General features: G+C 55.5%; 25 protein-coding genes and 1 pseudogene. 6 read left to right on the top strand and 20 right to left on the bottom strand.

Annotation, left to right across the window (positions count from 1 at the left end; genetic code table 11):
* Positions 1-199: 199 nt before the first annotated feature.
* Together WF513_RS03745 and WF513_RS03740 are read right to left on the bottom strand one after the other, a co-directional pair.
* Entirely contained in the window at positions 200-1,513 is a 1,314-nt protein-coding gene (locus tag WF513_RS03745; RefSeq protein WP_339081580.1) for a HipA domain-containing protein, read from the bottom strand.
* Complete coding sequence (locus WF513_RS03740) at positions 1,513-1,818, bottom strand: transcriptional regulator (protein ID WP_339081578.1); 306 nt, start codon at positions 1,816-1,818, stop codon at positions 1,513-1,515. Before WF513_RS03740 ends, WF513_RS03745 begins: the two co-directional genes overlap by 1 nt.
* Before the next feature lie 373 nt (positions 1,819-2,191).
* Between WF513_RS03740 and WF513_RS03735 the strand changes: the two genes are divergently transcribed.
* A complete protein-coding gene (locus WF513_RS03735; RefSeq protein WP_339081576.1) occupies positions 2,192-2,701 on the top strand; it encodes a ProQ/FinO family protein in 510 nt (169 codons plus the stop codon).
* A 570-nt stretch (positions 2,702-3,271) separates the two neighbouring features.
* On the opposite strand, the gene WF513_RS03730 is transcribed toward WF513_RS03735, so the two are convergent.
* From WF513_RS03730 to WF513_RS03690, 9 genes are all read right to left on the bottom strand, one after another.
* Complete coding sequence (locus tag WF513_RS03730; RefSeq protein ID WP_339081574.1) at positions 3,272-3,967, bottom strand: tRNA (adenine(22)-N(1))-methyltransferase TrmK; 696 nt, start codon at positions 3,965-3,967, stop codon at positions 3,272-3,274.
* Between the two features lie 322 nt (positions 3,968-4,289).
* On the bottom strand, positions 4,290-4,418 hold the full coding sequence (locus tag WF513_RS03725; RefSeq protein ID WP_339081572.1) for a hypothetical protein: 129 nt from the start codon (positions 4,416-4,418) through the stop codon (positions 4,290-4,292).
* Positions 4,419-4,496: 78 nt separating this feature from the next.
* Complete coding sequence (locus tag WF513_RS03720; RefSeq protein WP_339081571.1) at positions 4,497-5,150, bottom strand: transmembrane anchor protein; 654 nt, start codon at positions 5,148-5,150, stop codon at positions 4,497-4,499.
* A 12-nt stretch (positions 5,151-5,162) separates the two neighbouring features.
* Complete coding sequence (locus WF513_RS03715; RefSeq protein WP_339081569.1) at positions 5,163-5,900, bottom strand: HupE/UreJ family protein; 738 nt, start codon at positions 5,898-5,900, stop codon at positions 5,163-5,165.
* A gap of 47 nt (positions 5,901-5,947) precedes the next feature.
* The gene (locus WF513_RS03710; RefSeq protein ID WP_339081567.1) at positions 5,948-6,307 is read right to left on the bottom strand and encodes a hypothetical protein; all 360 of its coding nucleotides are present in this window, start codon (positions 6,305-6,307) and stop codon (positions 5,948-5,950) included.
* A 286-nt stretch (positions 6,308-6,593) separates the two neighbouring features.
* Positions 6,594-7,586, bottom strand: coding sequence for an amidohydrolase family protein (locus WF513_RS03705; protein WP_339083401.1), 993 nt, complete (start codon positions 7,584-7,586; stop codon positions 6,594-6,596).
* Positions 7,587-7,696: 110 nt separating this feature from the next.
* Positions 7,697-8,350, bottom strand: a complete 654-nt coding sequence (gene pcp / locus WF513_RS03700; protein ID WP_339081565.1) for a pyroglutamyl-peptidase I — start codon at positions 8,348-8,350, stop codon at positions 7,697-7,699.
* Positions 8,347-8,508 (bottom strand): hypothetical protein, encoded by a 162-nt coding sequence (locus WF513_RS03695; RefSeq protein WP_339081563.1) that lies wholly within the window; start codon positions 8,506-8,508, stop codon positions 8,347-8,349. Before WF513_RS03695 ends, pcp begins: the two co-directional genes overlap by 4 nt.
* A gap of 47 nt (positions 8,509-8,555) precedes the next feature.
* Positions 8,556-8,915, bottom strand: coding sequence for a hypothetical protein (locus tag WF513_RS03690; RefSeq protein WP_339081560.1), 360 nt, complete (start codon positions 8,913-8,915; stop codon positions 8,556-8,558).
* Between the two features lie 118 nt (positions 8,916-9,033).
* Between WF513_RS03690 and mreA the strand changes: the two genes are divergently transcribed.
* From mreA to WF513_RS03670, 4 genes and pseudogenes are all read left to right on the top strand, one after another.
* Entirely contained in the window at positions 9,034-9,321 is a 288-nt protein-coding gene (mreA, locus tag WF513_RS03685; RefSeq protein WP_339081558.1) for a metal-sensing transcriptional repressor MreA, read from the top strand.
* A 38-nt stretch (positions 9,322-9,359) separates the two neighbouring features.
* Positions 9,360-9,710: a DUF3147 family protein gene (locus WF513_RS03680; protein ID WP_121369461.1), complete on the top strand. Its 351-nt coding sequence runs from the start codon at positions 9,360-9,362 to the stop codon at positions 9,708-9,710.
* A gap of 188 nt (positions 9,711-9,898) precedes the next feature.
* Entirely contained in the window at positions 9,899-11,368 is a 1,470-nt protein-coding gene (locus WF513_RS03675; protein ID WP_339081553.1) for a Fic family protein, read from the top strand.
* Between the two features lie 131 nt (positions 11,369-11,499).
* Positions 11,500-12,241, top strand: a pseudogene (locus WF513_RS03670) (inositol monophosphatase family protein).
* 40 nt (positions 12,242-12,281) lie between these two features.
* Here the strand turns inward: WF513_RS03670 and WF513_RS03665 are convergent.
* Complete coding sequence (locus WF513_RS03665) at positions 12,282-12,461, bottom strand: AlpA family phage regulatory protein (protein WP_339083400.1); 180 nt, start codon at positions 12,459-12,461, stop codon at positions 12,282-12,284.
* 129 nt (positions 12,462-12,590) lie between these two features.
* Between WF513_RS03665 and WF513_RS03660 the strand changes: the two genes are divergently transcribed.
* Complete coding sequence (locus tag WF513_RS03660; protein ID WP_339083399.1) at positions 12,591-13,043, top strand: cytochrome c; 453 nt, start codon at positions 12,591-12,593, stop codon at positions 13,041-13,043.
* Positions 13,044-13,080: 37 nt separating this feature from the next.
* On the opposite strand, the gene WF513_RS03655 is transcribed toward WF513_RS03660, so the two are convergent.
* The 8 genes from WF513_RS03655 to WF513_RS03620 form a co-directional block, all read right to left on the bottom strand.
* Positions 13,081-13,770, bottom strand: coding sequence for a cytochrome b/b6 domain-containing protein (locus WF513_RS03655; RefSeq protein ID WP_339081551.1), 690 nt, complete (start codon positions 13,768-13,770; stop codon positions 13,081-13,083).
* A 70-nt stretch (positions 13,771-13,840) separates the two neighbouring features.
* On the bottom strand, positions 13,841-15,439 hold the full coding sequence (locus WF513_RS03650; protein WP_339081549.1) for a choline dehydrogenase: 1,599 nt from the start codon (positions 15,437-15,439) through the stop codon (positions 13,841-13,843).
* 174 nt (positions 15,440-15,613) lie between these two features.
* A complete protein-coding gene (locus WF513_RS03645) occupies positions 15,614-16,993 on the bottom strand; it encodes a GntP family permease (protein WP_339081547.1) in 1,380 nt (459 codons plus the stop codon).
* A gap of 382 nt (positions 16,994-17,375) precedes the next feature.
* Complete coding sequence (gene gabT / locus WF513_RS03640) at positions 17,376-18,656, bottom strand: 4-aminobutyrate--2-oxoglutarate transaminase (RefSeq protein ID WP_339081545.1); 1,281 nt, start codon at positions 18,654-18,656, stop codon at positions 17,376-17,378.
* Between the two features lie 71 nt (positions 18,657-18,727).
* Positions 18,728-20,191, bottom strand: a complete 1,464-nt coding sequence (gene gabD, locus WF513_RS03635; protein WP_339081543.1) for an NADP-dependent succinate-semialdehyde dehydrogenase — start codon at positions 20,189-20,191, stop codon at positions 18,728-18,730.
* Between the two features lie 20 nt (positions 20,192-20,211).
* Positions 20,212-21,039, bottom strand: a complete 828-nt coding sequence (locus WF513_RS03630; RefSeq protein WP_339081541.1) for an ABC transporter permease — start codon at positions 21,037-21,039, stop codon at positions 20,212-20,214.
* 13 nt (positions 21,040-21,052) lie between these two features.
* A complete protein-coding gene (locus tag WF513_RS03625; RefSeq protein WP_339081540.1) occupies positions 21,053-22,300 on the bottom strand; it encodes an ABC transporter permease in 1,248 nt (415 codons plus the stop codon).
* Positions 22,301-22,361: 61 nt separating this feature from the next.
* Positions 22,362-23,393, bottom strand: a complete 1,032-nt coding sequence (locus WF513_RS03620; protein WP_339081538.1) for an ABC transporter substrate-binding protein — start codon at positions 23,391-23,393, stop codon at positions 22,362-22,364.
* Positions 23,394-23,417 lie beyond the last annotated feature (24 nt).

Genomic DNA, 23,417 nt, shown 5'->3' with positions numbered 1-23,417 from the left:
TATCCCATGAATTTTTAGAACTGAATAATCCTTTTAATATCATAATGTTGCCCATCGATATAAGGTGACCCCGGCCACCAAATATACATCTAAGGGCGTCCACGGACGTCCTTTTTTGTGCCTGTAATCCGGCAAATACGCGGCTTTCAGGGCCACTAGTGCCTACGAGCGTCCAACAGGATCTATGCTTTTAGGGGGATTACCCATTCACATCAGTCAGCTGCCGAGTCATATCGCCGATCACAATACTTACAATCGCGCGCAAGAGACGTATTTCACCAGCAAGAGTGGCGCGAATTTCTGGTTTCATTTGTGCAAGAGCCTGATTTTCTTGCTCAACGAGCTGCAACAGCTCTGGAGCATGAACTCGAACGGAATCGATCATTTTTTGCAGTGTAGTTAGTGCGGTAGCCGGCTTGATGCCCATGGACTCGCCCGCCGCCACCAGCACAGATGCATTGATAAGCTGCAGTCGCTGCTGACCAAGAATTGGCCAAGCCAATTCGGCCTGCTGGGGCCAGCGGTCTTGATCAAAGGCACGCGTTCCATAGACTGCCGTGCATAACAAGTCATAGAAAGGAGCCAGCACGACACCCTTGCTAGTCATCATGCAACTGAGGTTCTTCAGGTGGGCATCCTCGTTGCCGACCAGCACATTGAAAACCAACCACTGAAAAAGTGACAGGCGCGCCATCGCTGAAGGGCGGCACAGGGAACTGATTTCACTCAGACGAGCCATGCTCCCTTCGCTGTATTTGTACACGCGATCAAGCCCCAGTAATTGGCAGGCGTCGATGCAATGCAAACGCTCCCAACAGTCCTCACTTCGACGACGATCAAAACGCTCAACCAAGTACACCGGCTGAGGAACGTAACACCGATGAACCTCGGGCACGTTCAACCCCACTCTCTTGGCCAAACGCATAACGAACCACTCGTTAACCACCGAGTGGACCCAGGTTTCACCCGGATGATCTGGTTTGAGAATATGGGTTGATGGGGTATTTCCAGTTGGCTCCAGCAGCTGCGCACCGTCATAGACGATGGCTACTTTATGCTGCGCCCCTGCCAACGACATGCGTTTAGCTGAACGCTCCGCCAGAGGTATCTGGGGCATCTCCCGGATACGCAGTGACAACTCCGCTTCAGGCAGCACATTCAGGCCACCGCCTTCAGGCTCCAGGCCTGGCGTAAGAAGCGTGATCGAACCGGCAGACTCAGCGCCAAAGTGAGCCAAGAGACCAAAGGCATCCGCTTCTGCTATGCGCGCCGCGCTCGCAATCAAGCGGCGCTGCTCCTCCTCCGGCAGCAAGTTATCGAAATACCACTGCACCGGGCGAACAGAAGCACCATCAGCATGCCGGTCGACTTGCAGCGGCAAACCGGGGCATAACGGATATGCACCTGCAGACTTGACCCATTCCAGGCTGTAGCCGAATGTCCACAGGCCGTTACGCTCCTCCAGGTCACCAATCAAAGTCTGATTGATCCACACATTGAGCTGCCGAGTCATCACGCGTCCTCACCAGAGGCTGCTGTATTACCGCTCTGCCGCTTATCCAATAAGCGCTTCAAGTGAAGCTCCGCTGAAGACGAGAACTCCTCAGGCACTTCGACCGAGATATCCAGGCCCAACTCTTTCATCACTAGAAACAGCTTTCCCCATTGCACCGTCTCTGCGCCCCGCTCGACTTTACCCAGAAAGTTCTCGCTCACACCTATGCTGCCTGCTGCATCATCCTGGCGAAGCTCCATGGCTTTCCGGCTGGCACGGATCAGCAGGCCCAGTTTTTCCGGGGATTCAATCTGGAATTTCACATAAAAATCCTCACGATTAAGAGGATTATGTAGAAATGAGACCTACCTGATTACTAATCCTCACGAACATGCGGATTATAGCGAATATACTCAAGCCATCAATATAATCCTCAAGAACATGAGGATTATTAGCCTTCGGAGCACTTTGTCACCAGCTAACAGATCGAGATCTGCTCTAACTTGCTTGGAATCGACCCTGATTTTGTAGGCAAACAATGACAGCTCATGGCCGACGATACATACCTGGACCTGAGTTCATCTTGAATAGACGAAACCGACAAATTATCGGAGCAGCTTCCGGCCCAGGCTGTGTCAAAAGACTGCATGGGATAACCTTGCATCATGAATCAATCATAAGGCTGTGAACTGAACGATGGGTTTTGAACAACTAGCTGAGCTACGAGACCGCCTACGGTCCGAAAAAGTGCAGGTAAAGACTGATAGTGCGAAGCAGCCTATACGCAAGCCTTCTGAGCACGTTAAGCCTCGCGAGCAAGATCCTGCGGTGGAGGCGATCTGGCGATTGCAGAAGCATTTTCCATTGGCCTTCCCGGTCAATCCGGCCCCCAAGGTTCCGCTTAAGGAAGGGATTTTAAAGGATGCAGAGCAGCATTTAGAGCTGCTTGGAGTATCCAGCGAACAGCTCAAGCAGGGCATCGCTACCTGGTGTCGGGGAAGTCGATATTGGGCAAGCATGACGGAGAATGCGCCGCGCTTAGACCTAAGCGGTCAGGCCGCTGGAATGGTAACGGCGGCTCAGGCGCTGTATGCCAAGCAGCAGGCGAAGCGCCAGCGCGGACAAGCACGACGTAATCAGAAAACGCCGAAAGAGCGTACTCAGGATGAGCCCGTCGATAGCACTGTGGAACAGACCCTGGATTAAAATCACTCGCCCTCTGCACTGAATTGCCCAATCACTGACAAGCTACGGAGGCTATGATTAGGCAACTCAAAGAGCGGTAAGGACCGATTTCAGTCCTTTGCTGCAGTCTGCAATGTGCCAGAAGCGGAAACCCAGGAAGCATCAGAATCAACCAGCCTCTTTTGCGAGGCAACAAAAAACCCGCCGAAGCGAGTTTCTTCAAGACCATTCCGACATCCTGTCGGCAGCCTCCAAGGCAATGGTCGGTCATCCATGATCCTGAGCGCGTCCTGCGCTTCAGTTGATGGGTGTAGTTTAGGTTCAGTGCCGGAGCCTTGATAGAGGATATAGCAGCCAATGCGTGTAAGCCTTTCGCTATGGGAAACCAGCGAGCGGTTGGTGTGTCTGGCCTGCAATAGGTGGTCAACCAACGGCCATGACTGAACGGAGCCGAGTCACAACTACCAGTGAAGACCGGCAGATACCGGCCAGAAAAGTCACTTGTGAAGGTCAAGTGAATAACGGCTCAAGTTACGCCGTGTGCTCTGAGATCGGGCATCACCCTTTTAGCGCCCGCTTTCTGCGCCGGGCTCACGCCAGTAGGTCAATAATCCACTGCGTCTGTCGAGCCACCTTCTGCACCTTCTCCTCCGGCACAGCCTGCCGCGCCTGAGCGAAGTCGGCCAGGGTCTGCTGCTTCAGACGTAACATGCGTTGCCACTTGGCCAGGAACGCCGGGCTGCGCTTCCGCATCTGCATAGGGCCAAAGTACAGTTCCTCGGCGGTGTACATCACCGGCCCGGAGCGTTCGGCAACGATGATCTCGTATGCAAAGCGGTTTTCCAGAAGCACTTCCTCGCAAAGGATGCGATAGCCATTTCCCATCAGCCATTGGCGCAGCGGCTGCTCACCGCCGTTGGGTTGCAGGATTAGGCGCTCCTGGCCACTCAGGCGGGACTTACCGCTGTCGAGGATGTCGCGAATCTTCTTGCCGCCCATACCGCAGAGGCTGATTGCAGTTATTGCGTCTCCAGGTTCGATTGCCGCCAAACCATCTGCCAGACGCACGCTGATCAGATGGCTCAGGCCACTCTCGCGTATGGTACGTTCCGTCGCGTGAAACGGTGTCAAGGCCACTTCCCCAGCCACCGCAGTCTTGATGGCACCACGGCTCAGCAGCACCACCGGCAGATAGCCGTGATCCGAGCCAATATCGGCTAACCGCGCACCTGCAGGCACATGCGCCGCCACACGCTCTAGGCGCATAGACAATGTCTGTTCGTTCAACACCAGTTCCTTTTCACCATCGACGTCCGGCACTCTAGGCCGAATTGGAGCGGGATTTTGTCGAGCAACGCCGTGCATGGCAAATCCCTGCGACCAGCGCTATGGATCTATCCGAACCTACCGCTCAGGGATCCCACACCGCGAACCATAGCAACGGACTTTTTTGACCCAGAGCTGACGGTGGTGACAGGCAGGAACCGGCCAAAAGCAGCCATTCAACAATTCGGCGGCACATGTAGCGGAAGCCGAGAGGAAGAGGAATTATTTGATTGTCACGTCCAAGTAACGGCTCCTTGTACGTGACAACACTGCACTTCAGTTCTTAGTCGTGAGCATGACCGTGGCTTTCGACTTCAGACTGGGTTTCCGGCTCGCCGCCGCCACATGCCGACAGCAGACCTAACAGGCAAACCAGCAGCAGGGAACGGCTCAGGGTGATTGTGGTGCTCATCGTGTAATCCTTTCTATTTCGATCATGGATGCAAAACCCCCTGCGCCTAATGACGGAGGGGCATGTTCCTTAGATGACTTACTTGACGCTCAGGTACTCGCCCTTGGTCTTGAGCGTGATGGTCACGTCGCTATCGCTGCGATTGCGCCAGAACCAGCCGTGGGTACCGTCGAAGATGGCAGTGAACTCACCCTTATCACCCTTGACCTGCCTGGCTTTGCTATAGCTGTGGTAGAAGCCATTTGGGGCGTTGTAGGGCTCGCCGTGGGTATCGTGGTTGACCGGAGCGCCGTTGGTTGTCCACTTGTAGCTGACAGTAGCCTTATTCAGCATCTCCAGCTTGATTTCACGACCCTCGCCCGGTTTCAGTGTGACGATTATCTCATCGGACTTTTGGTCGGGCTCAGGCGCTGCTGCCGGTTCGGCCACAGGTGCTGCCGCAACTTGTTCTTGAGCCACAGGCTGAACAGGCTCAGAAGCTTGAGCGACTGGAGCCATAAGTGGTTGAACCGCTGTATCTGCTGCCGCTTCTTCGGCCAGGGTTATCTTCAGTTCGCCCATTTGTGTCAGGCCGAGTACGCGGCCGACGCCCGTTGGATCGATGGCGTACTCCGATGGCATGACAACTGTGGTCAGCAATGCAGCGGCTACACCTATTGCGATCACGGTGGAGCGCAGCAGTTGGCGGGATGTCGGTAGTTCGTTAAGGGTCGGAAGCTTGGTATTGAACATAGTGAGAATTCCTTACTGAGAGACGATCAGGCCGGTGAGGTGGTAACCCATTAAGAGGAAACCTGCGCTCATCATGGCGACGTTGGCGGTGTAGGCATGGCGCCAGAAGCTGGCGGTGCGCCGCCAATACCCCATGACAATCAGAATGGCGCTCAAGGCCAGAAGCTGGCCGATTTCGACGCCAACGTTGAAGGCAATCAGGTTAGGAATCAGGCCGTCTGCCGATATCTCGTATTCCTGAATCTTGGTCGCCAGACCAAAGCCGTGTAGTAAGCCGAAGATCAGCGTGGCCGCCTTAGTGTTCGGCTGGTGGCCAAACCAGCGCTGGAACGCGCCTAGGTTGTCCAGCGCCTTGTACACCACCGAGAAACCGATGATGGCGTCGATCACATAAGAGCTGATGCTAATTTCCGCCAGTACGCCCAGCAGCAGCGTTACGGTGTGGCCCACAGCGAACAACGTGACGTAGAGGCCCACGTCTTTCAGCCGATAGAGAAAGAAAATCACCCCGAACAAAAACAGCAGGTGGTCGTATCCGGTCATCATGTGTTTCGCGCCCATGTAGATGAACGGCAGCAACATCACCCCAGAGCTTTCCTGGATAAAGCCTTTGTCTCCTTCTGCCACGGCGTGCGCCAACGCGTCAGGCATGCCGAGACAGAGCAGTGCTATGAACAACAGCAACAGTAATAGCGGTCGGTTCGGGCGCACGGCAGGCGCGCTCATACCGCTTATAGATAGCGAATACATATTTAATTCCCAAATAGCAGTGGTCTTGGGCCGCACTGCGGCCAGTGTCAGAGCACGGATATGGGGCGTGGTGGCCGCTCGATCAGAAAAGTCGGGCTAGGAGGAATGGAGTAGCGAGGGGCTTCTATTGGCTGCATACCCTCTGGCAGCGTGCTGATGCTCAGCAGTGTGGTCAGGTGCGGTGTTTCGTGCACATGGTCTGCTGTCAGCGAGGAGTGGTAATGATCCGCGCATGCCGCGCAGGAAAATGCGCCGTCGTCGTGCGCATGCGAATGAGCACCGGCATTTCCGCTCCCGGCTGGCTGACTCGCCCCCATAAAAAGCGCAGAGGTATGCCCGGCCCAAGCCATCAGGATGGCGAGGGCAAGGGCAAAAATAACCTTGGCGCTGATGGGTTTACTGAGCATGCGGTGGTTCTTTCGATGCCTGAGCGGGTGGAGTTTCTGGGGAGGCGTGGCTGCCCACATCCCCCCCAAGGGGATTGAGGGCTAGCATAATTCACCCACGCATGAGACTCAAGATATGAGTGACCATGAATACGGCCATCAGCACGAAAGTCATAGGGGTGATCTGAAATAGTCATGTGTTTTGGTCTAACTTCAGCCTCCGACGATTTTGAAAGCGAAAACCGCCTGGTTCATGCGCGTACTTTTTCCTTGGAAGCAAAAAGCCAGTGCCGCTCCGGGGCCGTACTTACTGGATCTGCTGTCGTCTTTCAGCAGGAAGTACCGAGACAAAATTCGACAAGGCAACCTGATGCGCCACCTCGTGCGGCAGAGCCTCCAAGAACGGCTCGAACCCGGACATGTATTTGCCCAGGTTTCCGAAGGTGCCTACTACGTCAGAGCCGACCATAAATCGGGTTGGGAAGCGTGAAACCAGGCCGACCCACAATGGGTCCGGTTTCCCTTGCTCGTCCATCAAATAGGGATTAAGTACGGACCAGGACAAATCGATGTAGAGATTTGAGTACTTGCCAAGCAGTCGTTGCAGGGTCGGCAGCAGGAAGTCCATTTTGCCCTGAGTTCGATAGATCCCCATGCTCGTCCCCGCATGAGCCCAGATGAAACGTACGTCGGGATTGGAGCGCAATGCCTCCTCGAACTCGTCCAGGTAGAGTGGGTTGCGTTCCCGCTTGGAGGTTATGTTGGAGTGAAGCAATACAGGGAGATCGTATTCGGCGGCGACCCGGTACACCCTTGCCAGTGCTTTGCTGTTCGCGCGCGGTGCCTTGCCGTAAATCAGGGCGGTCAAGTAGTCATGACGCGTGAATACCTCGCCGATTCCCTGCCACAGGCCAGGATCGAGTTCCAGCAGGCGCCGGACATGCGCGTCGGCATTCATGTCATTCGGGTTGAATCCTGAAACGAAGGGGTGAAAGCGCTTACGCTGCTCCACCGATAACTGTTTATAGGCGTGGGAGATCAGGGTGTCGGTGGCGCTATACCAGTAGGCTCTTGCGTCGTCACCCGCATAGTAGCGTGGGCGCTTGGGCTCATCCTCGTCCCACTCTTTGGCAACTGATATCCCTGCGAGCATCGCATGGTCGATCTTGGCTGCGGCCATCTCCTTGAGCAATGGCTGCATGCCGGCACTCGTTTGGAAAAAGTCCACATAATGCAGGTGCGTGTCGCTGTATCGACAATCGTCGGCTAGGGCGCTGGTAGCTAGCAGACCAGCGAACATGGTCAGTAAAAGTGTCTTGGTTAGCATTGGATACCTTGAGATGCTGAAGCTAGAGCCGTGTGAGTAAGCTGTCCCGTGCATTCGTGATGGTTTCCGCGCGGTGGCTCCCATTAATGTGTCGCTCCGCCACTGAGTTTCAGGTCCTGCTTCGCCGACAGCGTGACGGATAGAGCAAGACGAAGCCCATTGGCGATGATTGGCCCTGCCATGCTCGGGGATGCCGCCCTGTTCGCAGCCTGCTCTGGAAGATATGGAATGTGTACGAATCCAGCTCTAACTGGACGCTGAAGGTTGCTTGCTGCATGCATCAGGCCGTAGAAGACTGCGTTGCACACGTAGGTGCCTGCACTCTGAGACACCTCGGCGGGGATGCCGTGCTCACGCAATCTTGCGACGATTGCCTTGATGGGCAGGGTCGAGAAATAGGCCGAAGGTCCATCCTCCATGACCGGCTGATCTACTGGCTGCTGCCAAACATTGTCGGGGATTGCGGCATCTTTCAGATTGATGGCAACTCGCTCTATTGAGAAGGCAGCACGACCGCTAGCCTGGCCAACCGCTACGACGATTTCCGGCTGATGCAAAGCGATCAACTGGTTCAGTTGCAGCAGCGAATCGTCGAAAGCACAGGGCAACAGTTCACTCACGACGACATGTTCGTGACCAATGCGTTGGCCGGCGAGCGCGCGGACAACTTCCCAGGACGAATTGAGCGTATCGCCGGCGAACGGCTCAAACCCGGTCAGCAAAATAGTCTTGGTCATTCAGCTTTACCGCGCATGACTCGCATGCATTGGCCAATCTGGAGTCGGTCGATGGCGTTGCCAAGAAAGAGCAGTGCTGCGAGCAGCAGAAACAGTAGTAACGAGCGATTCGGGCGCACGGTTGATGCGTCCATTGCGCTCATAGATAGCGAATGCATGGTTGAGTCCTAAATTGCAGTGGTCTTGGGCCGCGCGGCGGCCAGTGTCAGAGCACGAATGTGGGACGTGGTGGCCGTTCGATTAGAAAGATCGGGCTGAGGGGGAAAGAATAGCGAGGGGCTTCTATCGGTTGTGTACGCTCTGGCAGCGTGCTGATGCTCAGTAGCGTGGTCAGGTGCGGTGTTTCGTGTAGATGGTCAGCTGTCAGCGAGGAGTGGTAATGATCCGCGCATACCGCACAGGCAAATGTGCCGTCGTCGTGCACATGCGAATGAACACTTGTATTTCCGCTCCCGGCCGGCTGACTCGCCCCCATAAACAGCGCAGAGGTATGCCCGGCCCAAGCCATCAAGATGGCGAGAGCAAGGACAAAAATCACCTGGGTGCTGATGGGTTTGCTGAGCATGTTGTGGTTCTTTCAATGCCTGAGCGGTTGGTTTATCAGAAAGGAAGGTAGGTTTGACCATATCCCCCCCATGAGGATAGCATGCGAGCGTAATTCATCGACGCATGAGACTCAAGGCATGAGCGATCACGAGCACGGCCACCAGCACCAAAGTCATAGCGACATCATCAAAAGGTTGAAGCGTGCGGAGGGGCACTTGCGCAGCACCATCAGCATGATCGAAGACCATCGAGCCTGCGTCGACATCGCTCAGCAGTTGCATGCGGTGGAAAAAGCCGTCTGCCAGGCCAAGCGTGTTCTTATCCAAGACCATATCGACCACTGCCTGGAACATACGGTCGAAGCACTTGCGATAGGCGAGCGCGCATCACTCGAAGATTTCAAGCAAATCACCAAGTACCTCTAAGTAAAAGGCATCCACAATAGCGTTCAAGGAGATGCAAGATGGCTTGGGTTATCAGCAAATATTTCCTGACAGCAATCGTGGTCGTTGTGGTCTCGGAGATCGCGAAGCGTAGTGACAAATTTGGGGGCCTTATTGCGGCGTTGCCCCTGATTACCGTACTGACGCTTATCTGGCTAAACGTTGAAAACCAGCCAGCAGAAAAGATCGCTAACCATGCGTGGTACACCTTCTGGTACGTGTTGCCCACCTTGCCGACGCTACTCGCGTTCCCCATGCTTCTGACCCGCTTCGGCTTCTGGCCAGCTCTGCTGATCTACATCGTCGCCACCGCAGCTTGTTTCGGTTTGTTTGCCTTGTGCGTCCGTCGTTTTGGCATCGAACTGCTATAGGCCAATTAAGTACATCGCTCCTTGTCTGCTTATGCGTTAAAGGGCGTGTGGCGCTGTAATGTCTGCTTTTGGCACAAAGCTGACGATCCAGGCTGGACATGGGTTCATCTTGACCGGACGCACCAATATCCGAAACGCATGCACATCCGGTCTTTCGCAATTCCCTGGAACGCCTTGCCCACCTAGATGTGGCGAAGCTCATCAAAAACTGCGCCACATTTTTAGACAAAAATGGCGCAGTTCTGAAAACTGCGCCAAAATTGCGCCAACAGCATTTAAACGGCGCCAACTCAGCCATGCCCTCAACCACCGAAATACTCAGTAGTATCCAAGCATCTGGGAACGGATTGACGCTGACTGAGCTGCTGGTCAGTCACCCCGGCATTGCTCGGAGAACGGCGCAGCGGCAAATTGCAAAGCTAATCGAAAGCAAACAAATCACAGCAAGCGGTGAAGGCAGAGCACGACGCTATTTCGTTGCAGCTGCTCAGGCTGACGCCAGCACATTGAATGCGGACACCGATAACTTCCCGTCTTATATTCCGCTGTCCGCAGATAGCCGGGACGTACTCGCCTATATCAATCAACCAACAGAGGCGCGCAAGTCAGTTGGCTACCAGCGTGATTTTCTGGATTCCTACCAACCGAACGAAACTAGCTACTTATCCGATTCTTTGCGGCGCCAACTGCACAGAATGGGTAAAACCACAGATGCAGTGGAGCCGGCTGGCACATACAGCCGTGCAGTTCTAAATCGCCTGCTGATTGATTTGTCGTGGGCATCCAGCCACCTGGAAGGGAACACTTACTCGCGGCTAGACACGCGACAGCTCATTGAAAATGGCAAGGCCGCACGAGGCAAAGCATCTATCGAAACAAAGATGATCTTGAACCATAAGGCCGCAATTGAGCTGCTGGTCGAGAACATCGAGAGCGCTGAGTTCAACCGCTACACCTTGATGAACATACACAGCTGCCTGGCCGAAAACCTACTTCCCAACCCAGCAGATGAAGGTCGAATTCGTCAGCATGCCGTCGACATTGGGAAAAGCACCTACCGCCCGCTATCAACGCCACAGCAGATTGAGGACGCACTGGACGCTCTGCTCAGCAAAGCCAATCAGATTACTGATTCGTTCGAGCAGTCCTTTTTCATGATGGTGCATTTGCCCTACTTGCAACCGTTTGCAGGCATCAACAAACGCACCTCCCGACTAGCGGCGAACCTGCCATTGTTCCGCGCTAACCTTTGTCCGCTGACATTTTTGGATGTACCCGAACAGGCCTACAGCCGCTCCACGCTGGGCGTCTATGAAATGACCCGGATAGAGCTATTGAGAGACCTGTACGTTTGGGCCTACGAACGCTCAACGCAGGAGTACCTAGCAATCAAGCAAAACCTTGCTGAGCCTGACCCACTTCGTCTGACTTGGCGAGACCTCATCAAAACGACCATTCGCGAGGTCGTAACACACCCAGAGATTGATCCGCTGTCCTGCATTCAGAACTCTGTAGCTGAGCATGTTTCAGGCGTTGAGCAGCCCGAGGTGCAGGCCCTGATCGTTGAAGAACTCCGTCGACTGCACGAAGGTGTTCTAGCGCGCTACGGGCTACGACCATCGGAGTTCATGTCATGGAAATCGCTCCATGGATACTGATGAGTTCAAGGACAGCCATCAATGAACAGGCCCCGCAAAGGACGAACAAGCATTCAGAGCAGAGCCGTAAGGATTACGAAAAATTGCTGTCGAGTGTCATCCAGCTAGTAGAAGACACGGGCTAGCTTCTAATCGCCGAGTGGCAGCGCCCGAGTGGAACTCGTGGCTCAGGTGATAAGGCAGAAGTAGATATCGAGATTGAGTCAATGTTGAAGCCAGTGCTCCTTCAGTTGCTCGACTGCGACTTCTGGGGAGAAGAAACAGGTTATCGGCTAACTGGAGCACAGCATTGCTGGGTTGTTGACCCCAATGACGGAACTGCCGACTTTCTGAAAGGCCACAAAGGCTCTGCTATATCGGTCGGCCTACTAGAAGATTCACAACCGGTGCTTGGCGTGGTTTATGCCCCTGTTCTTGACGAGGGGAAACCTGACTGCATCGCATGGGCCAAAGGTTCACCAACTTTGCTGCGCAATGGAAAACCAGTCGTCGCAACTCTTCCCCAAAAGGAATGGAATCAAAGCAGCAAAGTTATGGTCAGCACGGCAGCAAAAGGCAAGCACGAGGTCAATTCAGAATTGTGCTCCCCCGGCAGCTTTATTGCGATGCCTAGCATCGCCTATCGGTTGGCACGAGTAGCTGCAGGTGATGGGGGATGCAGGTGTATCACTTGTGCCTGTCTCTGCGCACGACGTGGCTGCCGGTCATGCGCTGCTAATTGGCGCCGGCGGAGTGCTAGTGGATCAAGATGGAATCGGCATTACGTATGCCACAGAAGTCAGCATGCAGACAGTTTCCCGGAGATGCTTTGGCGGCACTGCAGAAGCCTGCCAGGCACTGGTCAGCCGGAACTGGAACAAGGTATTTATCTAGCCTTAGCCAGCCTTTGCCGCCACTGTGTTAGCGAACAGCTCTAACTGCGCGAGGTATCTCCCGCAGTCACGTCGCGCTCCTTTATCCTTTCCAAGATCCACTCCTGCACTTCGGTGTCGACCCAGCCAACGCAACGTTCGCCCAACGAGACCGACTTCGGGAAGTTGCCCTCCCCGATATACTTGTAGATGGTCGATCTGACTAGACCGGTCGAGTAGATGACTTATTTCAGGCGGATAATTCGCACAAGCAAGTGAATCGCACCCATGATACTCAGCCGGGTACAGTACTAATCGGCACACACATGCCTGAATAAATAAAATAAAGGAGTTCAATCATGAAGGTTCTGATGATGAGTGCGCTTGCCAGCGCCCTGCTGTTCGCGAGCGTTGCGCAGGCGCAACTGAAGCCTGAGAAGCAGGTGGAGGTGCGCCAAGCTGGCTACCAGTTTATGTCGTGGAACATGGGCAAGATCAAGGCGCAGGTGGTTGATGGCACCGAGCCTTACGATCAAGCCAAGGTCGCTGCAGCCGCCGACGCTATTGCAGGCATCGCTAACTCGGGCATGGGCGCGCTGTTCGGGCCTGACACCACGACCGCACAACTGGGCGATATGACCCGTCTCAAGCCTGAGTTTTTTAGCAACTTAGAAGAAGTCAGCCGTATTGGCGCGGAGTACGTGAAAAACGCCAATCAGCTAAAAACCGTTGCGGCTGGCAATGACCAGGCTGCTATCAAGCAAGCGTTCGGCGCATTGGGTAACTCATGCAAAGCGTGCCACGATAAATTCCGCGCCGAGTAACCACAGACGGCTGGCGGCTACGGTGGCGGCCGCCTCTCTACCAATTCAAAGCGGGCGCGGCGGCAGGTGCGGGCACGATGTAGCTCGGCAATTCCTGCACAGCCCAAACCGCGCCTAGCGCCAATAACAACACCAGTGCGGCCTGCAGCCACGTGCCGCCTCGTGCGTCTTGTTGTGTTGCATGTTCACGCGTGGCACGGCCATTGATCATGGCGCGCAGCAAGGCTTTGCCGCGCAGCCGGTAAACTAAAATTGCTGCCACATGCAGGCCGATGAGTGCCAGCAACAGCCACTTAGCTTGACGATGCAGCGACGTCAGCCAGTCACTCGTAGCCGAGCTGATCAACGGTTGTAAGGGCCCCTTCATGGCGATGTCATCGTTGGCAAACAAGCCGCTTGCGACCTGAAAACTCAACAGCGCCAGCATGGCCAGCAGCGACAACACACCCAATGGGTTATGCCCAGCCGCGCGCCACTGCCCTTTTAAGTACTGGGGGATGGACATAAGCGATGGGAGAATGGTGGACCAGCGTGCATAAGTTGAACCGCAAAGCCCCCAGCCCAGACGAAACACCAGCAGGCCAAACACCGCCAAACCAAGCCGCCCGTGCCAGACCATCAGGCCGCCGCCCAGCCAACCGGTGACCAGCGAACCGCTGACGCAGGCGGCCAATAGCCAGTGAAACAAGCGCAGGGGCAAATCCCACAGTTTAATGCTGTCTTGCATACAGAGCCGTCCGGGTGCTGGGCATCGTCACTGCCATGGGTGATGCCGGTAGGGAAGCTTCACAGCTGAGCTAGCCGAAGTCTTGCAGAATCATATCAGCGGCCTTCTCGCCAATCATGATGGCGGGCGCATTGGTGTTGCCGCCTAACAACGTCGGCATGATGGACGCATCAACAACACGCAAACCACTCACGCCATAAACCCGCAGCCTAGGGTCGACAACAGCTATGTCATCGACACCCATTTTGCAGGTACCAACGGGGTGGTACACGGTGTCAACGCGCTCACGCAAAATGGCGCGAATATCGTCGTCAGTGCGCACATGCGCGGTGATGGCATCTTCGGTGAGATGCTGAGCCAGCGCCGGCGCTTTCATTAGCTTCTCAGTCATTTTATAGGCGGCCAACATGTTCTCGACATCGTCTGGATGCTGAAGAAAATTGGGGTCAATGAGTGGTGGCGATTCGGGGTTTTTATCGTACAGGCCAACGTAACCGATGCTCTTAGGGCGCAGCAGGCAGACATGGCAGGACAACCCATGGCTGATATGTAACTTACGGCCATGGTCGTCAACGCGGGCGATAACGAAGCTGAGCTGGATGTCTGGCTCGCTTAACTCAGGCTGTGTTTTGAGAAACCCGCCGCTCTCCGCATAGTTAGTGCTCAGCGTGCCGCGACGCTCACGCCAGTAGCGCAGAACTTCTTTGCCCATTCGTAATAGGCCCTTGATAGAAAACCCTACCAAGTGGGTGTCTTTTGAGCAGTAACCAAAAATAAAGTCGGGATGGTCTTGCAGGTTTTTACCCACGCCGGGTAAGTGATGCAGCACCGGGATATCGAGCTTTTGCAGTTCATCGGCATCGCCAATGCCCGACAGCAGCAAGAGCTGCGGTGACTGAAAAGCGCCGGCGCAGAGAATGACTTCACGCCGAGCGCGAATTGTTTTGATCACGCCGCCTTGACGATATTCCACGCCCACTGCGCGCTTACCTTCGAACAACACGCGGTGGGTCATGGCGGCGGTTTCAATCAGTAGATTTTTGCGCTGGTCTTTAACAGGGTGCAAATAAGCTCGGTAAGCGCTGCAACGCTCGCCCTCAAACTGCGTGACCTGATAGGTGCCTAAGCCTTCTTGCTCGGGGCCGTTAAAGTCATCGTTGAGCGGGAAACCCGCTTGCACGGCGGCGTCTTTGAAGTACTGCTGAAAGGGGTTGTCGGTGCGCAGATGACTGACGTGCAGCGGGCCGTTTTGGCCATGCCATTGGTCTTTGATGTCGTGGTTGTTTTCACTTTTTATAAAGTACGGCAGCACATCTGCAAACGACCAGCCGGTGTTACCCAGTGCAGCCCAGTGGTTGTAGTCGCTCTGATGACCGCGAACGTACTCCATGGCATTGATCGCCGATGAGCCGCCCAACACCTTACCGCGCGGCTGGTAGCCTTTGCGGCCATTTAGGCCGGCTTGTGGAACGGTTTCAAAACCCCAGTTATTGAGCTTTCTGGGCACAGTAAAAATCAGCGCAGCAGGGACGTTAGTGAGCAATGTGTTGCCATCACCACCGGCTTCCAAAAGGGCCACAGAAACAGTTGGGTTTTCACTGAGGCGACCCGCTAAGGCGCAGCCGCTGGAACCGCCCCCCACAATTATGTAGTCAAATTCTTGCTGCATGCTGGTCGCTCCTGGCGTCATTATTATTTTTATTGAGCCTCTGCGCTTACGGCCGTTAAGGCAGGCGGCGAGGTCTTGCACCTCGCCGCCTGCCTAATATGCACGTGGTTTTCGCTGCAGCCAACGGCTCATGGCTCGTCGGTTATTTAACGTGTGGCGCCAGCGACTGCGTAATCAGCTCGCCATCAGACTCAATACGCCAACGCAAACCAGCACTGCCGCAAGGGGCACTAGCACCGTCACCACAAAAATATCTTTATAAGCCTGCTTATGGTTGAGGCCCATGATCATCAACATGGCAATCACAGCACCGCAATGTGGCAGTGAATCCAGGCCACCGGCGGCAATATTAGCGATACGGTGCAGTACTTCTGGCTCCACACCCATTTCAAGATACTTAGGCGCAAGCGTTTGCATAAATATCTGCAGCCCGCCGGAGGATGAGCCGACGATGCCAGACACCACGCTGACCGAGGCCACAATGGACAGCAGCGGCGGTAAGTCCACCGACAATACCCACTGAACGAACTGACTAAAGCCTGCTGTTTGCGTGACAACGCTGCCGAAGCCGATCACAGCCGCCGTATTCAGCAGCGGCATAATCGAGTCGTCTGCGCCCTGACCAAGCATGGCGAAGGTATTACGGCGCAGCGCCGGGAACAGCACAATGGCCGACAGCGTGGCAATCACCAGCGCCAAACTCGGCCAAATGATGGGCTGGCTCTGGCTGAAACTGAGCATTTGACTGAACAGCCCGCCATCAAGGGGCAGCCCAGCACTGAGCAGCACGCGAGGCAACATGATGACGCCCAGCACCACTAAAATTGGCACCAATGCCATACCCCAATGCGGCCCCGCGCCAGGCTCACCGGCCATTTGCTCCATGCGCAAATCCTGAGCATTGACCTCAAAACCCTCACCGCGAGCGCTGGCAACGCGCCATTCACGCTGCAAGTACGCCATGCCTAAGGTGATCATCACCGCGCTCGCCAGCAAGCCAATACCTGCACCGGCAAACAGATCGGTACCCAAGGCATTGGAAGCAATGACGTTATGGATTGACGGTGAGCCGGGTAATGCAGTCATGGTGAACGTGCCCGACCCCAGCGCCGCTGCAGCGCAAAACAGCCGCTTAGGCAGATTAGCCTCACGCATCAGGGTGATACCGAGTGGGTACATGGTGAAAATCACTACAAACACCACCACACCGCCGTAGGTCAGCAACGCGCAAACCGCCACCGTCACCCACAACGTGCGCTTAATGCCTAAGCTGCGAGTAATGGCTTGGGCAATGCTACTGGCCGCTTGGCTGGCGGCCATAACCTTGCCGAAGATCGCGCCGCAGAGAAACAGAACGAAAAATTTACCGGCGAAGCTGAAGGCACCCAACGGCCCGAAAGGGAAGTACTCAAGCAATGTTTGCGGTATTGCCAAGTCGTTAGTCAGCGCAATAACCAGCGAACATAACAACGCCGCAATTAAAATATTGACGCCGCGCAGGGCCATCCATATCAGTAATGCAAGCCCGAAAAACAACCCTAAATTACCCAACATGAATGCACGCCCTTATTATTGATGGCCGCTGCAATGCGACAGCGGCGGTTTAGTTAAACGGATTTATAGAGTAGGCACCGGGCAAAAAACAGGACCATACAATTTACTTTTAACGCTACCCAGCTTGCGTGTATGCGCCTAAAGGCGGCATGAGAACAAGCAGAATGCCCGCTGCACCTGTTTGAATTTAGCGGCGGTATAGACCGTGGGGTAATCTATTTCTGATCAGTCACGTTTGTATATCGCAATAACTGCGATGTAATAATTTGACCAAAAAAAACCGCTCCTAATTGAGCGGTTTTTTAATGCCGAAACAGTCACCTTCAGCAGTTAGTGCACCTGAGCTAAGGGCCGCTTAGCGTTACCTGCGACGCGGTAAACGTTAGGCGAGCTCATCGAAGCACTCGGCAATAATGGCCATGCCTTTATCCAGCAAGGTGTCTTCTGCTGTCAGCGGTACCAGCACACGCAGTACGTTGCCATAGGTGCCACAGGACAGCAGGATGAGCCCTTTGTCGCGGGCTTTGGCCACCACTTGAGCGACCAGCGCAGCCGCCGGTTTGTGAGGGTCGCCACCCTCAAACAACTCGACGGCAATCATCGCACCGAGGGCACGCACTTCACCGATGACGTTATGTTTGGCTTGGATGGCTTTTAGCCCGCCGACCAAACGTTCGCCGACGATTTTGCAGCGCTCCAGCAGGTTTTCCTCGTCAAAAACCTCCATCACGGCCAGCGCGGCAACGCACGAAATCGGGTTGCCTGCGTACGTGCCGCCTAGGCCGCCAGGGGCAATCGAATCCATATACTCGGCTTTGCCGCATACACCCGCGATTGGGAAACCGCCGGCTATCGATTTAGCAAAGGTGGTGAGGTCAGCGCTAACGCCCATTTGCTCCATGGCAAAAAAGGTCCCGGTGCGACCTGCGCCAGTTTGCACTTCGTCCGCAATCAGCAGAATGCCATGCTGGTCACACAAGGCGCGCAGACGCTGCATAAAGCCTTTTGGCGCGACATAGAAACCGCCCTCGCCTTGCACCGGCTCGATGATGATCGCAGCGATATCTTGCGGCTGCGCATCGTTTTTGAAGATGCGTTCGATGCTGGCGATGGCGTCATCGCTGCTGACGCCATGTAATTCGCACGGGTACTGCGCGCGGAAGATACCGCCGGGCATCAAACCCATACCGGCTGAGTACGGCACAACCTTACCGGTCAGGCCTAAGGTCATCATGGTGCGACCGTGATAAGCACCGGTGAAGGCAATTACGCCAGCGCGACCAGTGGCCGCACGGGCAATCTTCACCGCGTTCTCGACCGCCTCAGAGCCGGTGGTGACCAACAGGGTTTTCTTCACAAAATCGCCGGGCACCTTGGCGTTGATCTTTTCGCACAGCTCAACATAGGGCTCATACGCCAGCACCTGAAAGCAGGTATGGGTGAGCTTGCCCAGTTGGGCCTGCACGGCAGCGATGACTTTGGGGTGCAGATGGCCCGTATTAAGGACGGCAATGCCGCCGGCGAAATCGATAAATTCACGACCTTCTACGTCGATCACGGTGACGTTTTTGGCCGTGTCGGCAAAAATCGGGTGAATCTGACCGACGCCGCGCGGTACAGCGGCTTCGCGGCGTTTCATCAACGATTCATTGGTGTTTTTCATGCTGCTCCTCATGGACCTCAGGCGACTGACTTTTGAAGTTATAAGCGGTCGTTACGATGCGGTGCCCGCGCTTAGATGCCTAAGCACAGGTATTTAATTTCCAGGTATTCATCCAAGCCGTACTTAGAACCTTCGCGGCCCAGGCCTGAGGCTTTCATCCCCCCAAACGGTGCCACCTCGGTTGAGATAACCCCGGTGTTAATGCCGACAATGCCGTACTCCAACGCTTCGGCTACGCGGAACACCCGGCTTAGGTCACGGGAATAGAAGTAACCCGCCAGACCAAACTCGGTGTCGTTGGCCATGGCAATCACGTCGGCTTCCTGCTCAAAGCGAAACAGGGGTGCCAAAGGACCGAAGGTTTCTTCCTTGGCCACTACCGCCGTGTTGGGCACGTCAACAAGGATGGTCGGCTGAAAAAAAGTCCCGCCCAAAGCATGCGGTTTGCCGCCGGCGAGCAGTCGCGCGCCTTTGCTGAGGGCATCGGCAAGATGACGCTGGACCTTGGCTACGGCGTTGCTGTCGATCAGCGGACCGGTGGTTACGCCCTCTTCGGTGCCATTGCCCACTTTAAGGGTGGCGACAGCGGCATTGAACTTCTGGGCAAAGGCGTCGTATACGCCGTTCTGCACGTAAATACGGTTAGCGCAGACGCAGGTTTGGCCGTTGTTGCGGTACTTGGAAATCATCGCGCCTTCGACGGCCGCGTCTAAATCAGCGTCATCAAACACGATAAACGGCGCGTTGCCGCCCAGCTCTAACGAGAGCTTCTTGAGTGTCGGTGCGCATTGCTGCATCAGTTTGATGCCCACTGCGGTTGAGCCGGTGAAGGACAGTTTGCGCACCACTGGGCTTTCGCACAGCTCGGCACCGACTTCACGGGAGGCTTCTACATCAGCAGTGATCACACTGAGCAAGCCCGCGGGTAAGCCCGCACGCTCAGCCAGAAGAACCAGTGCCAATGCGGAAAAAGGTGTTTGCGGTGCAGGCTTAAGCACCATGGCGCACCCAGCTGCTAAAGCAGGGCCCGCCTTGCGGGTGATCATCGCGCTGGGGAAGTTCCAGGGCGTAATGGCTGCCGTAACGCCCACGGGTTCTTTTTGAACCAAGATGCGTTTGTCCGCCGCATGGGCTGGGATGACATCGCCATAGGCGCGCTTGGCTTCTTCGGCAAACCACTCAATAAATGAGGCCGCGTAGGCAATTTCACCGCGGGCCTCGGTCAGCGGCTTACCCTGCTCCGCCGTCATGATGCGCGCCAAGTCTTCTTGGTTTTGCATCACAAGTTGGTACCAGCGGCGCAAACAGTTGGCGCGTTCTTTGGCGGTAAGGGCGCGCCAGGCAGGCTGCGCCGCTTGTGCGGCGGCAATGGCGCGGCGGGTTTCGTTGCGGCCCATATTCGGCACGCTGCCCACCTGCTCAGCGGTGGCAGGATTAAAAATTGAGGTGCGCGCGTGGCTATCGGCTTCGCACCACTGGCCATTCACGTAGGCGTGCTGGCACAACAGGCTTGGGTCTTGTAGGTCGAGTGGCATGGTCGGGCTCTGGGGTCAGGTCATTCAGGCTGTTGGGTGCGCATTTTTTCGCTGCGTCCGCGCAGCCATTCCAAGGTCAGCAATAGCAAGATGGAGAAGCCGATGAGCAGGGTCGCGGCTGCCGCGATGGTCGGGCTGAGGTTCTCGCGGATGCCACTGAACATCTGCCGAGGCAGAGTGACTTGCTGGGGGCCGGCGAGAAACAGCGTCACCACAACCTCATCAAACGAGGTGGCGAAGGCAAAGAGGGCACCGGAGATCACACCCGGAGCAATCAACGGCAAGGTCACTCGGCGAAAGGCGGTGATCGGTGAAGCGCCAAGGCTTGAAGCGGCGCGCACCAAGTTGTAATTGAAGCCCTGCAGGGTGGCCGACACGGTAATGATCACAAACGGCACACCCAGTACCGCATGCACCAGAATCAGTGAGATGTAGCTGTTACCCAAGCCTAATGGCGCGAGGAACAGGTAGCTGGCCACACCGACAATCACCACGGGCACTACCATTGGTGAAATCACCAAGCTCATCACCAAGGCCTTACCGCGAAACTCACCTCGGGTTAAACCGATGGCGGCGAGCGTACCCAGCACCATGGCGATAAACGTTGCTGCAGGAGCAATGATCAGGCTGTTTTTCAGCGCGCGCATCCAACTGGCCGACTCGAAGAAGTCTTGGTACCACTGCAGGGAGAATCCTTGCAGGGGGTACGTCAGAAAACTGCCTGAGTTAAACGACAACGGGATGATGACCAACACCGGCAGAATCAAAAACAGCAGCACCAGGCCACAGAGGGTGCGCAAGCTGTAATACCAGATGCGTTCAATAGGCGACATGTAGGGGCTTAGCATCTCGACGTTCTCCTTAGCTCATGCGCAGGCGGCTAGCGCCCACCAGCCAGCTGTAAACCACGTAGAGCACCAAGGTGGCGAGCAGCAATAAGCCGCCAAGCGCGGTGGCCATGCCCCAGTTGATGCTGACGTTGGTGTAAAAGGCCACGAAGTAGCTGACCATTTGATCACTCGGACTGCCGAGCAGGGCCGGGGTGATGTAGTAACCAATGGACAGGATGAACACCAACAGACAGCCGGCACTGACACCCGCCACGGTTTGCGGGAAGTACACGCGCCAGAAGCTGGCAAATGGATGGCAGCCGAGGGAAATAGCAGCGCGCATATAGGTGGGTGAAATACCTTTCATGACGCTGTAAATCGGCAAAATCATAAACGGCAACATGATGTGCACCATGGAGATGTAAACCCCGGAGCGGTTGAACACCAGCTGCAAGGGCTCATCAATAATGCCCATGCCCATCAAAGCACCGTTAATCAACCCTGAGGACTGCAACAGCACAATCCAGGCAGCCACCCGCACCAAGATTGAGGTCCAAAACGGCAGCAGGACCAAAATCATCAGCAGGTTGCTTTGCCGCGTGGGCAGGGTGGCCAACAAGTAAGCCAATGGGTAGGCCAAGACTAAACAGATGGCGGTAATGACCAAGCCCATCCAAAAAGTACGCACGAAAATATCGAGATAAATGGCCTGGTCAGGAGACGCTGCAGCCAGCTCGCCTAGGTCATCAATACGATGATCCACCGCAGCCAATAAATAATAGGGACTGATGCTGCTGGTGTTACGCCGGATGACCTGCCAATACGCGGGGTCGCCCCAGCGCTCATCGAGGCCTTCGAGGGCATCTTTGTAAGACACCGGCTCAGTCTTGAACGGTAACGCTCTGGCGCTTTTCATCATCAAGCTGCGGTAGCCCGCCTGCTCCATGTTCATGCGCTTGGACAGATCGCCAATGCTGCGGTTTTTGCGCGCCTCGGCAAGGTCGAGGCTAAGCGCCTTGTACACAGGCTCGTCAGGCAAAGCACGGCCGTCCCAATCGGCTATCGCGGCCACGGTGAGCGGTAACGTCTCGACCACCTCTGGGTTGTTCACACTTTTGAACAGCAGTGCGGCAATTGGAACCAGAAAGATCAATACCAGAAAGATCACCAGCGGTGCGATCAGTGCCTGAGCTTTCAGCCGATTAAGCCGCTCGGCACGGGCCAGGCGCTGCTTCAGCGTGGTGCCGGCGTTCTCATTAAGAGGCGCTGCAGTGGCCATAACGAACTCCGAAAATCAGGGAAGGCACCCCGCCCGTTCAGGGCGGGGTGCTAAGCGGTAGTTAACGGGCCGCCCAGGCGTTGAAACGCTGTTCCAGCTGCTCGCCGTAATCAGCCCAGAACGTCACGTCAATCGCGACCTGGTTGGCGATGTTGTCTGGCGCGGTGGGCATATCACTGATCAACTCTGGCTTCAGCAGGTTGATGGCTTCTTTGTTGGCCGGGCCGTAGGCGATGTTTTCGGAGAAGGTTTTTTGCTGCTCAGACTGCAGAGTGAAGGCAATGAACTTCTGCGCCGCTTCAAGGTTTTTCGCCCCTTTAGGAATGGCCCAGCTGTCGAAGTCATAAATGCCGCCGTTCCACACCACTTTCAGGTTGCTTTCATTTTTCACTGCGGCAATTCGCCCGTTGTAAGCGGAGCTCATGACCACGTCGCCAGAGGCCAAAAACTGCGGCGGCTGGGCACCGGCTTCCCACCACTGAATGCTCGGTTTGATTTGATCAAGCTTGGCGAACGCGCGGTCTTGGCCTTCTTTAGTGGCCAGCACGCGGTACACCTCTTTGGGCGCAACACCGTCAGCCATCAGGGCGAATTCAAGGGTGTATTTGGCGCCTTTGCGCAAGCCGCGCTTGCCTGGGAATGTTTCGGTGTCCCAGAAATCTGCCCACCCGGTTGGCGCTGTAGCCAGTTTGTCGGCGTTGTAGGCCAGGACGGTCGACCAGACAAAGAAGCCCACACCGCAGGGCTGAATCGCGCCGGTAATAAAGGTATCAGCGCTGCCGAACTGGGCGGGGTCGAGTTCCTCGAACATGCCCTCTTCGCAGCCGCGCGAGAGTTCCGGTGACTCAACTTCAACTAAGTTCCAGGTCACACTGTTGGTATCAACCATGGCTTTAATCTTGGCCATTTCACCGTTGTAGTCGCCGGCGATAATTTTTGCGCCGGTGCTTTTTTCCCACGGCTGGTAGAAGGCTTTAATTTGCGCTTCTTTGTTAGCACCGCCAAAGGCTATTACCGTGAGGTCGTCGGCCATTACGGGCGCGGCGAATGCCATGGCCAAGGTCAGCGCGGTAAGCGAGAGAGTCTTGTTCATTGTTGTTTTCTCCACGTGCAGGGT

The organism is Pseudomonas sp. TMP9 (assembly GCF_037943105.1).
Taxonomy (GTDB): domain Bacteria; phylum Pseudomonadota; class Gammaproteobacteria; order Pseudomonadales; family Pseudomonadaceae; genus Aquipseudomonas.
The sequence above is the reverse complement of the archived record's forward strand: the minus strand, read 5'-3'. Positions and strand labels throughout refer to the sequence as shown.

What these genes read in the sequence shown, in the direction of transcription:
- mreA (WP_339081558.1), top strand. Translation starts at nt 9,034, where the DNA reads ATGAGCGATCACGAGCACGGCCACCAGCACCAAAGTCATAGCGACATC.
- WF513_RS03715 (WP_339081569.1), bottom strand. Translation starts at nt 5,900, where the DNA reads ATGTATTCGCTATCTATAAGCGGTATGAGCGCGCCTGCCGTGCGCCCG.
- WF513_RS03710 (WP_339081567.1), bottom strand. Translation starts at nt 6,307, where the DNA reads ATGCTCAGTAAACCCATCAGCGCCAAGGTTATTTTTGCCCTTGCCCTC.
- WF513_RS03680 (WP_121369461.1), top strand. Translation starts at nt 9,360, where the DNA reads ATGGCTTGGGTTATCAGCAAATATTTCCTGACAGCAATCGTGGTCGTT.
- WF513_RS03650 (WP_339081549.1), bottom strand. Translation starts at nt 15,439, where the DNA reads ATGCAGCAAGAATTTGACTACATAATTGTGGGGGGCGGTTCCAGCGGC.
- WF513_RS03720 (WP_339081571.1), bottom strand. Translation starts at nt 5,150, where the DNA reads ATGTTCAATACCAAGCTTCCGACCCTTAACGAACTACCGACATCCCGC.
- WF513_RS03745 (WP_339081580.1), bottom strand. Translation starts at nt 1,513, where the DNA reads ATGACTCGGCAGCTCAATGTGTGGATCAATCAGACTTTGATTGGTGAC.
- WF513_RS03695 (WP_339081563.1), bottom strand. Translation starts at nt 8,508, where the DNA reads ATGCATTCGCTATCTATGAGCGCAATGGACGCATCAACCGTGCGCCCG.
- WF513_RS03645 (WP_339081547.1), bottom strand. Translation starts at nt 16,993, where the DNA reads ATGTTGGGTAATTTAGGGTTGTTTTTCGGGCTTGCATTACTGATATGG.
- WF513_RS03725 (WP_339081572.1), bottom strand. Translation starts at nt 4,418, where the DNA reads ATGAGCACCACAATCACCCTGAGCCGTTCCCTGCTGCTGGTTTGCCTG.
- WF513_RS03655 (WP_339081551.1), bottom strand. Translation starts at nt 13,770, where the DNA reads ATGCAAGACAGCATTAAACTGTGGGATTTGCCCCTGCGCTTGTTTCAC.
- gabT (WP_339081545.1), bottom strand. Translation starts at nt 18,656, where the DNA reads ATGAAAAACACCAATGAATCGTTGATGAAACGCCGCGAAGCCGCTGTA.
- WF513_RS03620 (WP_339081538.1), bottom strand. Translation starts at nt 23,393, where the DNA reads ATGAACAAGACTCTCTCGCTTACCGCGCTGACCTTGGCCATGGCATTC.
- WF513_RS03660 (WP_339083399.1), top strand. Translation starts at nt 12,591, where the DNA reads ATGATGAGTGCGCTTGCCAGCGCCCTGCTGTTCGCGAGCGTTGCGCAG.
- WF513_RS03630 (WP_339081541.1), bottom strand. Translation starts at nt 21,039, where the DNA reads ATGCTAAGCCCCTACATGTCGCCTATTGAACGCATCTGGTATTACAGC.
- WF513_RS03690 (WP_339081560.1), bottom strand. Translation starts at nt 8,915, where the DNA reads ATGCTCAGCAAACCCATCAGCACCCAGGTGATTTTTGTCCTTGCTCTC.
- WF513_RS03705 (WP_339083401.1), bottom strand. Translation starts at nt 7,586, where the DNA reads ATGTTCGCTGGTCTGCTAGCTACCAGCGCCCTAGCCGACGATTGTCGA.
- pcp (WP_339081565.1), bottom strand. Translation starts at nt 8,350, where the DNA reads ATGACCAAGACTATTTTGCTGACCGGGTTTGAGCCGTTCGCCGGCGAT.
- WF513_RS03625 (WP_339081540.1), bottom strand. Translation starts at nt 22,300, where the DNA reads ATGGCCACTGCAGCGCCTCTTAATGAGAACGCCGGCACCACGCTGAAG.
- WF513_RS03735 (WP_339081576.1), top strand. Translation starts at nt 2,192, where the DNA reads ATGGGTTTTGAACAACTAGCTGAGCTACGAGACCGCCTACGGTCCGAA.
- gabD (WP_339081543.1), bottom strand. Translation starts at nt 20,191, where the DNA reads ATGCCACTCGACCTACAAGACCCAAGCCTGTTGTGCCAGCACGCCTAC.